At 44.8% G+C, this 12,065-nt stretch carries 6 protein-coding genes; 4 read left to right on the top strand and 2 right to left on the bottom strand.

From position 1 onward, the window contains the following. Positions 1-577: 577 nt before the first annotated feature. Both ACFPIB_RS08495 and ACFPIB_RS08490 read left to right on the top strand, forming a co-directional pair. On the top strand, positions 578-3,187 hold the full coding sequence (locus ACFPIB_RS08495; RefSeq protein ID WP_378017009.1) for a DUF5686 and carboxypeptidase regulatory-like domain-containing protein: 2,610 nt from the start codon (positions 578-580) through the stop codon (positions 3,185-3,187). 128 nt (positions 3,188-3,315) lie between these two features. Further along, positions 3,316-3,498 (top strand): hypothetical protein, encoded by a 183-nt coding sequence (locus ACFPIB_RS08490; protein WP_378017008.1) that lies wholly within the window; start codon positions 3,316-3,318, stop codon positions 3,496-3,498. Positions 3,499-3,605: 107 nt separating this feature from the next. Here ACFPIB_RS08490 and ACFPIB_RS08485 read toward each other — a convergent pair whose 3' ends face one another. Then, positions 3,606-4,508, bottom strand: coding sequence for an EamA family transporter (locus ACFPIB_RS08485; RefSeq protein ID WP_378017007.1), 903 nt, complete (start codon positions 4,506-4,508; stop codon positions 3,606-3,608). A 263-nt stretch (positions 4,509-4,771) separates the two neighbouring features. On the opposite strand from ACFPIB_RS08485, the gene ACFPIB_RS08480 reads away from it, so the two are divergent. Beyond that, positions 4,772-5,395 carry a T9SS type A sorting domain-containing protein gene (locus ACFPIB_RS08480; protein ID WP_378017006.1) on the top strand — a complete coding sequence of 208 codons (624 nt, stop codon included), beginning with the start codon at positions 4,772-4,774 and terminating at the stop codon, positions 5,393-5,395. Positions 5,396-5,529: 134 nt separating this feature from the next. Beyond that, entirely contained in the window at positions 5,530-8,013 is a 2,484-nt protein-coding gene (locus ACFPIB_RS08475; protein WP_378017005.1) for a bifunctional UDP-N-acetylmuramoyl-tripeptide:D-alanyl-D-alanine ligase/alanine racemase, read from the top strand. 163 nt (positions 8,014-8,176) lie between these two features. Here the strand turns inward: ACFPIB_RS08475 and ACFPIB_RS08470 are convergent, their stop codons facing one another. Beyond that, on the bottom strand, positions 8,177-11,659 hold the full coding sequence (locus ACFPIB_RS08470; RefSeq protein WP_378017004.1) for a T9SS type A sorting domain-containing protein: 3,483 nt from the start codon (positions 11,657-11,659) through the stop codon (positions 8,177-8,179). Positions 11,660-12,065: the final 406 nt, after the last annotated feature.

Genomic DNA, 12,065 nt, shown 5'->3' with positions numbered 1-12,065 from the left:
CAAAAAATATTGCCTTTCTTTAACTGCATTAAATAGTGGTGTCTGTGAGAGAAAATTTTAAAAGAATTAACAGGGCCCGGGAATAACAAGTGCTTATTCAGTAAGACAGTACATATGCCTGTTAGGTTGTATGAGGGTAGAATGATTTTTTAAAGAACACTGCTTAAAATAGTCCATTCCTAAATTGTGCTGTAATTAAGTAAAGTTCTAGTTTTTAATTCTTTGCAAAGTTACTACTAAAAAAATTCTATCCAATGTTTCACTCTGAAAATAAATTGAAAAAATCTAATTACGTTTGAAAAATTATGTATTCTGTGAAAACATTACTATTTGTCACTAACATTCTGTGAGTAACTTGGTGAAAAACGTTAACATAATTATTTTGTATGGGTTAATACGCATTTCCTAAAAAAGGTTAGCCTGATTTTTAAAAATAAATACAAGAATAGTTATATTGTTTCCCGCAATACCTACTTCTGGGTATTTCATTAAAATCATATTTCATGTTTTTGCAATGCGCTAACTCAATAAAATTTGTTTAAGTTCACAGAGATCATCAATCAGGAATAAAAAATTTATGAAGCGTATAAAATTGGTCTTTCTGATGTGGTTTTTGCTGCTCCAGTTTTCAGCAATAGCGGGCGTATTGCAGGGGCGCATTACCAATGAAAAGGGCGAACCGCTCCCGTTTGCCAATATTTACGTGCGCAACACTTCCAACGGCACTACGGCCAACGAACAGGGTTTCTATCAATTCAAATTAGCGCCGGGTACTTACGAGATCGTTTTCCAGTTTATTGGTTATAAGCCCGAAGTGCAGCAGATCGTGATCGGGGAAAGTATGATGGAGCGCAATGTAAGTTTGCAACCCGAAGCTTTGAACCTGCAGGAAGTGGTGATAAAAGCTGGCGCCAAAGATCCGGCTTATGCCATGATCAAAGCGGCAATGGGTAAACGTAAATATCACCTGAAAGAAACCGAAGCTTATAAATGCCGGGTGTATATAAAAAATCTGCAGCGCCTGACCGAAGTGCCGAAAAAAGTGCTGGGCCTGGTGAAAGTTACCGATGTAAAACCGGGTATTATTTATCTCTCGGAATCGGTTTCGGAGTTGAGTTTTAAGCAGCCGGATAAATACCGCGAAAAACTGCTTTCTTCTAAAATGAGCGGTAGCAACAAAACTATTAGTTTCAACCAGGCAACCGATTTTGAGTTCGATTTTTACCAGAACCTGATAAAAGTAGAAGGGCTTACGCCGCGCGGTTTTGTTTCGCCCATAGCTGCCAATGCGTTCCTGTTTTATAAGTATCAGCTTATTGGTACTTCCGAAGAAAAAGGGCGCTTCATACATAAAATAAAAGTAACGCCGCTGCGCAAAAACGATCCTGCTTTTAAAGGCTACATTTATCTGGTGGACGACGAATGGCGTTTGCATAGTGTGGACCTTGGGCTCAGTAAAAATACCCAGCTCGAGTTTTTAGATTCGGCGCACATGAAGCAGGTTTTTGCACCCATCGGAAATTCGGGGGTGTGGCTGCCGATCTCGAAAAAACTGACGCTGCAATTTTCGGGTCTGGGTTTTAAAGGCAACGGTTACGTAAACGTGATCTATTCACAATACCAGGCGCAACCGGCCGGTTATGTGCTGGCGGCCAATGCGTTAAATAATTCAGAAAACGCTAGGATTTCGGAGGGAAAAACTGCTGCGGAAGAACCGAAAACGGTAGGGAAAACCAGCAAAAAAGTAGCGCGCAAAACGAAGCAAAGAACCGAACCGGAACAGCTTTTCGATAAGAAGCATTTTAATAACGAGATACTTTCGGTAGCCGAAGAAGCCAATAAAAAAGACAGTGTTTACTGGGAAGAAATTCGGCCGATTCCGCTTACGCAGGAAGAAATTTCGGACTACAAAACCAAAGATAGTTTAGTAGCGATTGTAGAATCGAAGCCTTATAAAGATTCGGTAGATGCGGTGCGGAATAAATTCAGCTTTTCTAGTTTGTTTTTCGGCGGTTACCGGTATTACCATTCTTTTTCCAGGCAATCTTTCAGTACCGATCCGCTGATTGCGCCGCTGGAATATAACTCGTTTCTGCAGTTTAATACCGTGGAAGGCCTGGTGCTGAATCCGGGCTTTATGTACCGCAAAAGTTACGAAGACCGCCGTTATTTTGAAGTGGCGCCCATGTTTCGTTATGGTTTCAGCAGCGAAAGATTTTATGCCAGCCTGAAAACGACCTGGTATTATAAACCGCTCAAAAACGGCACGTTTACGGCGGAAGGCGGCAGGTTTGTGAGCCAGTTCAACAGCAATAACCCGATCACTACGTTCTGGAATTCGGTTTATACATTACTGGCCGAACGCAATTATTTGAAGCTCTACGAAAAACGCTATGTAAAACTGGAAGAAAAGTCGGAGATCGTAAACGGGTTGAATATAACGGCAGTCGCCGAATTTGCCGACCGGCACGAACTATTTAATACCATCGATTATACGTTCAGCGATCGCGAGAGCCGCAATTTTACGCCGAATTTGCCCGTTGTGGCAGAATTGCCCGATGCAGCTTTTGGAAGAAATCAGGCTTTTACGGCTAGTATGCAATTAACGTGGCGGCCGGGGCAGCAATACATCAGCCGTCCGGATCATAAAATAAACCTGGCTTCCAAATACCCGACTTTTGCGGTGGCTTATACCAAAGGCTTCAAAAATATTTTTGGCTCCGATGTAGATTTTGACCGGGTGGCGGCTTTGGTGAGCGATAACGTGGATCTGGGTTTGCTGGGCAGTTCGCAGTATTGGTTTACCGGCGGTACGTTTCTGAATTCGCGAAAAATGTGGCTGATGGATTACCGGCATTTCTCGGGTAATCGCACCATTTACGCCGGCGGTTTTGGCGGCTTTCAACTGTTAGACTATTATTTATACAGCACCAAACACACGTATTTCGAAGGACATTTCAGCCATCATTTCAACGGGTTTATTCTGAATAAGCTGCCTTTTATAAGAAAAGGAAAATTGCAGGAAGTGGTAAATGTAAATTACCTGCATACGCGCGAATCGAAAAACTATGTAGAGCTGGGTGTTGGCCTGGAGCACATCTTTAAAATTCTGCGCGCCGATTTCTATACCGGTTTTCAGGAAGGCCAAAAAGTGCGCACCGGTTTCAGGGTCGGCTTTGGTTTTTAAGCGGAAAAGCATAGCATTTTAGCAGGAAGAAATTCGGAAAACCGCCACAGGAGCTATTTTAGCCAACTTTTAGAGTGTCGGGGCGTTAAGTCTGAAAAAAGAAATTCACCTAACGAACCTGAAACAAAATGGCATTTTCCTTAACCTTCCGAAGCTGGCGTACCGTGGCAATGGCCACTTTAATGCACGAAAACGCTGCACATGCAACTGAAAATAACGAACAGGCAGCAATGCAGGCTACCACCAAACTCCCGGTAAAATCTGTAAAAACGATCGGTTACTGGATAAAAAATATTCGCCATGCAGCTTGACAGAACACAACCAGTTTTTCACGCTGAAAGCATAGCGTTTTTCTATTACACCAGCACTTTTTCTACCTTTAACCCTACCATTTGGGCGGCCACTTTTTCCAAAGATATCAGGAAAAGCTGGCCGTTTTTTTATGCCGGGGCTTCAGATTGTATAATATAATAGAGAGGAAAATCAGCGCGTAAGCCAGGCCTTGCTGTACGGTAGTTTCTTCTCCAAAATAAAGGAAGGCCAGCATAAAGTTGATGATCGGGTTGAGGTACATCAGAATGCCGATGGTGCCGGATCTTAGTTCCTGCAAGGCAAATAAATTCAGGAAAAGCGGCAAAACGGTAAATACTACGCTTAAAATAAGTACCGGTCCGAAAAATTGTAGTTCCGGAATTGCAGCAGCGTTTTCGCGGAGGTAATTGTAAAACGGCGCGATGATGATAAAGCCCAGGATGAGCTGCAGCGTGAGTAATACAATTTTATCGTGGTCTTTGAGTACGCGCTGCGAGATGAGGTAAAAGGCATAACTCGCCGCAATGAGCAAACTGAAAACCAGGTTAGTAAACGAAGCCACGCCAATTAAACCGCAACTCAGCAAACTTAGTCCAATTGCCGCCCACTGGTTTTTGCGAAGCGGTTCTTTCAGAATTAGAAAACCCAGCACTGCCGTAAGAATAGGGCACAGCAAATACGAAAACGACGCCGTTTGAATGGAAATGTGGTTGATCACGTAAATGAACAGCAGCCAGTTGAGCGTAAGCAATGCGCCGCCGGCCAGCGTGAGCAACAGCATTTTGCGTTTTTCAGGGCCGGAGCTGTTTTTATAAAAGCGCCAGGTAGTTTGGGCTTCTTTTCGTTTTACGGTAAATATCAGCAACAATAAAATGAAAACCGAGATCAGGATTCTGAAATAAAGAATTTGTCCGCTGGGATATTGGGTGAGGGCGCGAAGCGGGAACGGAATAAAGCCCCAGATCACGAAAGCCGCAATGGCTGCCGCGTAATATTTGTTTGTTTTCAATGTTATAGAAACGGTAGGAAAAAGGCCTGCAAAAGTACCACATACTACGCTGCTTAACTAATAGTTCTTGCGCCCGAATAGTTTCTTTTTTTCACATACCATTTTACAATTTTCCGGTTCAGGTGCTGCGCTTTCCGTTTCAACCGTAAATAATTCCCGTTCGCTTATAAACTGCCTGTCCGCAGAGGAAATTGTAATTCCCAATTGTTTACCTTTCGTAGGATAATACAAAAAAAACTTCAACCATTAATTGCTTAAATTCTATGAAAAAACTCTTTACTTTTTTGTGCCTTTCGGTTTTGATCATGGGCAAAGCAGAGCTGCAGGCCGCTAATGCTACGGTTACCGTTGGTCCTGGTGGTTCAAATTCGTTCGCGCCGCAGCAGGTTACTATAAATGCCGGCGAAATGGTTACCTGGCAATGGGAATCTGGTACGCACAATATTCACTCCGATAGTTCGCCACAGGCCTGGACCGAAGCATCTTCTACTTCCGGCAACCCTACCTTTTCTCACACCTTTAATATGGCCGGTACATATCCGTATCACTGCACTATTCACGGGCAGTCAATGTCTGGAAGTATTACTATTTTAGCGGCGCCAACCGGAACCAAAGAAGATCTGATGCATAAAAGTATGCTGAACTTTTACCCGAACCCGGCGCAAAATAAAGTAAAACTGGAATTGAACCTCGCCGATGCCGATGATTATGAAATACGCCTTACAAACGCTATCGGAAAGACCGTAAAAACTATTAACAGCTCAGAATTTAAAGCCGTTAAAGCAACCGAGATCGATCTTTCTGGCATGGCTGGCGGCGTTTATTTCTATACTTTATGGAACCGCGATAAAATGGTGGAAACCCGCCGGCTTGTTATTCAGAAATAGAACCGAAATTTAACTAATGAAATAGCCCTGAAATTGCATCGGGGCTATTTTTTTGCGTTCTGAAATTGCTTTAATAAAATATTTCGGCCGGTCTGCGTTTTGTATCTTTGTGCAATCTGTTTTTCTTGAATTGTATGCTTACTTTTTCGCAGCTCGCTTCTATTACGCATGGTTCGGTTTTGCAATTTGTGCAGGATCTGCCGGTGCGGCATTTACTCACTGATAGCCGCAAACTTGCCCAGCCAACCAGTACGTTATTTTTCGCCATAAAAGGTGCTTTTAACGATGGCCACGATTACGTAAATGCTTTATATGCGCGCGGCGTACGGCAATTTGTGGTAGAACAGGTTGACGAGATTCCCGGTGTAAAATCTGAAGAAGGTTTTAAATACAGTTTCCCGGGAGCAAACTTTTTACAGGTTGAAAGCAGTTTAGCCGCTTTGCAGGCAATTGCGGCTTATCATCGGGGCGAATTTCTGTTGCCGGTAATGGCCATAACGGGCAGCAACGGCAAAACCATTGTGAAAGAATGGCTCGCGCAACTGCTCAGTCCCGATGAAAAAGTGGTGAAAAGTCCGCGCAGTTATAATTCGCAGATCGGGGTGCCGCTTTCGGTTTGGCAGATCAACGCAAATCATACGTTCGGTATTTTTGAAGCCGGTATTTCTAAACCTGAAGAGATGGAAAAGCTCGCCGCGATCATCCGTCCGACCTTGGGGATTTTTACGAATATCGGCACGGCGCACGACGAAGGTTTTCAGAATTCGGTTCATAAGATCGAAGAGAAATTGCTATTGTTTAAGGGTGTAAAACTGCTTTTCTATTCTTCTGATGACGCGCTTTTGGATGCCGCCGTAAAACGGCAGGAAATTAAAAGCTTTACCTGGGGCCATCAGGAAGATGCCGATCTGCAGATCCTTTCGCAACAAGTTTCCGGCGCTAAAACCAATGTTGTTTATAAGTATGCCGGAAAAGAAGCGCAGATTTCCATTCCGTTTATAGATCCGGCTTCGGTGCAGAACATGCTGCATTGTCTGGCGGTTTTAGTCTGGCGTGAAATGGAGCCCGAAATTATGCAGCAGCGCTTCGATAAACTGCTCCCGGTAGCCATGCGCCTCGAAATGAAGGAAGCTATAAATAACTGCTACCTGATAGACGATACTTACAATAACGATCTGGCCGGCCTTTCTACGGCTTTGGATCTGCTTGTGCACCAGAAGCGGAATCAGCAAAAAACGGTAATTCTTTCCGATCTTTTAGAATCTGGGTTAAACGAAGAAACGCTTTATGCGGAAGTGGCTGCAGCTTTAAAAAACCGTAGCGTAGACCGGTTAATTGGGATTGGAAAAGTAATTGGCCGGCACCGGCTGAAGTTTGGTATGAAAGCTGAATTTTACGAAAGCACTACCGATTTTCTGCAGCATTTTCAACCTGATAGTTTTCACGACGAAACCATTTTGCTGAAAGGCGCGCGGATTTTTGAATTTGAAAAGATCGTAGCGGTTTTCGGTAAAAAAGTGCACGGCACGGTGCTGGAAGTGAACCTGAATGCGCTGGTACATAACCTGAATTTCTACCGCAGCAAACTGCAGCCCGAAACCAAAATTATGGTAATGGTAAAAGCGTTTGCTTACGGTAGCGGCAGCTACGAAATTGCCAATATCCTGCAGTTTCATAGGGTAGATTATTTAGCCGTTGCCTATACCGATGAAGGCGTTTCTTTGCGCGAAAGTGGCATCAGTTTGCCTATTATGGTCATGAATCCTTCGCCGGATAGTTTTGCGCAGCTTTTGCGTTACCATTTAGAGCCGGAAATTTATTCCTTGAGCCAGCTACGTAGTTTTTTAACCTATATCCATGCCGATGCTGCACCCGCTTATCATATTCATTTAAAGCTCGATACCGGTATGCACCGCTTAGGTTTTACCCAGGCGGATTTTGAGGAATTATTCAGTTTGCTGCAAACCGAGCCGCGGGTAAAAGTAGCCAGCATGTTCAGCCATTTAGCCGGTGCCGACGAAGCCCTGCATAACGATTTTTCGAAGCAGCAAATTTCCGGTTTCCGGAACATGGCTTCAGAGATCGAGGCGAAGATCGGTTATTCCGTTATCAAGCACATTCTTAATTCGGCGGGCATTGTACGCTTCCCGGAGCATCAACTGGATATGGTCCGGCTTGGTATCGGGCTTTATGGCGTGGAAGCTACCGGCACCGAGCAAGATGCTTTGCAAAATGTAGGAACGCTCAAAACCACCATTTCCCAGATCAAACACATTCAGCAGGGCGATACGGTTGGTTATAGTCGCCGCGGCCTGGCAGAAACCGATCTTGAAATTGCTACCCTGGCCATTGGTTACGCCGACGGCTTCGACCGAAGATTTGGCAACGGTGCCGGCGAAGTGCTGATAAACGGACAGGCTGCACCTATAATCGGGAATATATGCATGGATATGTGCATGGTAAACGTTACCGGTCTGCAGGTTTCCGAAGGCGATGAAGTAGTTGTGTTCGGGCAGGAATTACCGATCACTAAACTGGCAGAAAAGATCAAAACCATTCCGTATGAGTTATTGACAAATGTAAGCCCAAGGGTGAAGCGGGTTTTTTATTCGGAGTAGGTTTTTGGTTTTGAGTTTTTGCTTCCTGAATCATAGCGTTTTTGAGCAATCACTTTTCATTCTCCAAACCATACCGTTTTCAACTTTAACCTTTAACAGAAAGCTAAAAAGTCCCGCCAGGAACCCGGCGGGACTTTTTAGTGCTAAACCGATAGCGTTTTTATTATTCTACGATCAGTTTGCGGGTTGCTACATTTCCTTCAGAAGCGATCTTGAGGATGTAGATACCTTTAGCTGTACCGTTCAGGTTTAATTGGGTGGTACCTGCGTTGTTGATTACCGTTTGCTGTTTTACCACTTTGCCCGTCAGGTCCATCACTTCTACGGAGTAGTTGCGGGTAGAAGTAGGCACTTTCACGTTGAACAAGCCGTTAGACGGGTTCGGGAACACTACTACGTTGCTTTGCAGCATGTTCTCTTTTACACCAGTTGGGCCTGCCACTGTAAAGATCTCGATGTTGTCGATCAGGTTAGCAGTACCATTTCCATTGGCATATTCTTCTTTTACGCTGCTTTCCAGACCGATCTCAATATTGCCGCGGGTTTTATATTGCTCCAGGTTGATCCGGATCGTATCCCATTGCGCACCCAAAGAATCGTAGCCGCCAAAAGGAGGGTTGTAAGTCGGTCCTTCCTGCTTCCCGTTTACCGTTACCCGGAAATTGGTATTCAGATGCGTGTCTTTGTAAAGCTGTTTCAGGTTGAAGCTCAGGAAAAGTGTATCCTGCGGAGCGGTGTTCGGAGTAAAGCAGAAATAAACAGCCGAGAAATGGTTCGGATTATTGGTCCACGGGTTTACCGTACCAGCCGGAGTTGACCACTGCGTACTGCTGGCGCCATCCATGATCATGCCATTGGTAGAGCTTGTGCCGTGGCTTGCGGCCGCACTTTCTATAATATTAGAATTGCTGTTTGTAATAGCCCGTAGCGCACCAAGGCCGGTTGCTGCCGTTTCAAAATCGAAAACAATTGGCGTGTTTGTTAATAAAGAATTGCCAATAGTTGCTGAAAGGGTATCGTTTGCCGCGTTTGCATCGGTAGTCAGGCTAGCTTGTGCCGTAATTACGTAAGCACCGCTGGCTGCCAGGTTTGCAGTTTGGGTGAAAAGGAAAGTTGCCGAAGCATTCGGAGCCAGGGTGCCAGACCAGGTTCCGGTGCCAATAGTAGTACCATTCACTTTGTAACTTACCGGAATGCTGGTTTGGGTAGCAGAACCGAAGTTGCGTAAGGTAATGGTAATAGCTTCGGCAGCAGTAAGGTGGCAGCCGGAAACCGGGCCTGAGATATTGGTAACAGCTACATCGTTGGCCGGTATGGTAAATTCATAAGCGCCTGGGTCTGGAGTAGTTGTGCTGCGAGTTGCACCGTTAATGTCGGTGGTAACGGCGGCTAAAGCCTGGCCGGTGTTATCAAGGGTGGCGGAATTCGGACGAAGATTGCCAACGGCTGCATCTATAAATACCGGGTCTGCGGAAATACTGGCCTGGTCGTAAGCATTATTGTTAGCAGTTTTCCAATTAGCTAAAGTAGTTTTATTACCAGAATAGTAGCCCACGTGTGCGTTGCTTGCGCCCGGCGCAATATAAAGCACGTTGTTGTTGCTGGTAATGCTTGAAGTAGCTGTATTGAAATACAACGCATATTTGGCGCCGGTGGTACCAGCATTTACGCTGAACACGTTGTTGATAATCCGGATATTGCTTGCAAGCGTGGTCTGATAAAAACCGCGTACCGAACCGGTGTTGCTGGTATTATCCAGGTTTACGGTGTTGTGGTAATAATGCGAACCATTGGAGCCGGTATTGTATAAGCCATAGATAATACCGGTAGAATTCATGTCATAGATCAGGTTGTTCTTGATAATGTTTTCAGAACCAACCGGAGCATCGGCAGAGGTAGAGTGAATACCGTAGCTGGCTGATATTGGGCTAAGATCGCCGCCGGCAGCGTTATGAATGCGGTTTTTGCTTACAGTAGTTAGCTGGGTGTTGCCATTAAGCTCAATTCCGGTAAATGTAGTAGTTGTGGCGCGGGTAGGACGGCTGATATCGTTGCCTTCTATTAGCGTGCCTTTTGCTGCATTCACAACAATACCATCGGCATAAAAATCTTTAATGGTGTTGTTTATGATCTGGTTATTGCTGGCTGTGGTAACTACGCTGTTCAAATGAATGCCTTTGTAACCGCCGATAATGGTATTGCCAGAGATCACGTTGTTGTTGCCCGTGTTTCCTGCAGATGTTACTGATGTAGCAGAGTTTGAGAAGATAATACCGCCCGTGCTTGCTTCTGTAGCGCTTGTAGAGGCAATGGTAATAGTATTATTGCTGATCGTGTTGTGATCGGCGCCGTTCAGTAAATGAAAGCCCCAGCCATAGGTAGCATCAGTAGCATCTATCTTGAAGTTATTGAACGTAACGTAATCCACGCCGTCCAGCTGCACTACTGCGCGGTTTGCTGAAGTAGGAGCAAACGCGATCTTGTTGCCGTTACCATTAAAAGTGAGGGTATTTGTAGCGTTTAAGCCGGTAATGTTGGCAAGTGTAATTTGTCCGTTGTAAGGGCCTGAGCCTGCTACTACGTTAACCGTTATCGCGGCAGACATACCGCGGCAATCCAATTCAGTGGTCAGGGCCTGGAAACTCTGGAAGTTCGTGGCTGAAGGAGCGCTGTTTTTATCTATCGTATAAGTGCCGGACAGTGGTGTAGCATTGGTAGTAACCTGCACGCTGTTTGAATAAGCAGTTTGTCCGCTGCAGGTTACAGCCAGGCGGTAGAAGTTTGTTGCAGTTTGTGAAGTGGTTAATGAAGAACCATTAGAAGAAGTTCCTATTGGCGTCCAGGGAGCTGCTCCGGTTGGCGATTTTTCCCACTGGTAAGTCTGGCCCAGACCAAAAGAATTTCCGGAAACGCCCAGGGTGAAATTAATATTAGGACAAATGTTTGCAACACTTGCCGTTGCAGTGCCGGGAGTTGGAGGAGCAACGCACGGAGTAGCCGGAATATATAAGATCTTGATGTTTGGACGCTCTTTGTAACCGGAAACGTTTCCGTTCAGAGTGGCGCCGGTAGGCGTGGCAACACCTGCAATTTTATTGCTGTGTCCCGAAGTAAATTCCCATTTAATAGCGTCTGTTGAGCGCGGCTGGGTCATGCCTGTAATATCATGCTCTGTGGCAATTTCGAATGCGCCGCCGGTGTAGGTGAAGGGCGCGCTGAAATTAAAAGATACCCAGCCGGTTGTAGCAGGTAAGTTAAAATTCGTGCTGTTTATTACCTGCGTATGGCTGCTTAAAACGCTGGCCCAGGTATCGGCAGTGCTTAAAGTGGTGTGGCTGGTATTGGCAACCAGCATTTTAAAAGGTACAGTATTGCTGAAATTGGCAGTATTGGTTTTATTGAACTGAACTCCGGTAATTAATGAACCTGCCGGAATGCCGGCTGTTGCCATTTCTGCGGCTGTCCAAAGCATGTTTACCCGCGCGCCATTGGTAGCAGAGGTACTTGAGAAACGATAAACGGGTCCATAAAGCGTACTGGCCGGCGATGATGTGCCGGTACCGATCTGCACAGGTATCTGCGCATTAATGCTCCCGGCAAAGAGAAGTAAGATGCATAAAAGGATGAGGGGAAAAGGTTTTTGCATGTAATAAATGTTAAGTAATGATAAAATAGTTTTGCGCCTTAAGTTACCATTTTTTATCCGGAATTTGAAATATAACTCATTAATAGTGAGTGTTTTCGTTAAATTAAAGCCGTTTTTTGCTTTGGAGTGCAAATTATTTTGCTTTTATTTATACTTATCAGGCTGAGATTTTTGCTGATTACAAAGGGATTTTGAGGTTGGGTGAACGTGTTTTTTATTCGGGTGAAGTGCTGTGTTTAGAAGGTGGTGAGGATTGAATAATAAACACGTGAATTTTCTGGATGACTTAAATATTACTAGCCGGGAAGGCGTTTTTTGCTGAAAAGCCCTACCGTTTCAGAAGTCGCTTTTTACTTTATAAACCATAGCGTTTTACTTTTTACGGCTGTAAGCATAGCTTTTTTTA

The organism is Adhaeribacter terreus (assembly GCF_042657365.1).
GTDB classification, from domain to species: Bacteria; Bacteroidota; Bacteroidia; order Cytophagales; family Hymenobacteraceae; genus Adhaeribacter_A; species Adhaeribacter_A terreus.
Note: the sequence above shows the minus strand (reverse complement) of the source record. Positions and strands in the feature narration are given on the sequence as shown.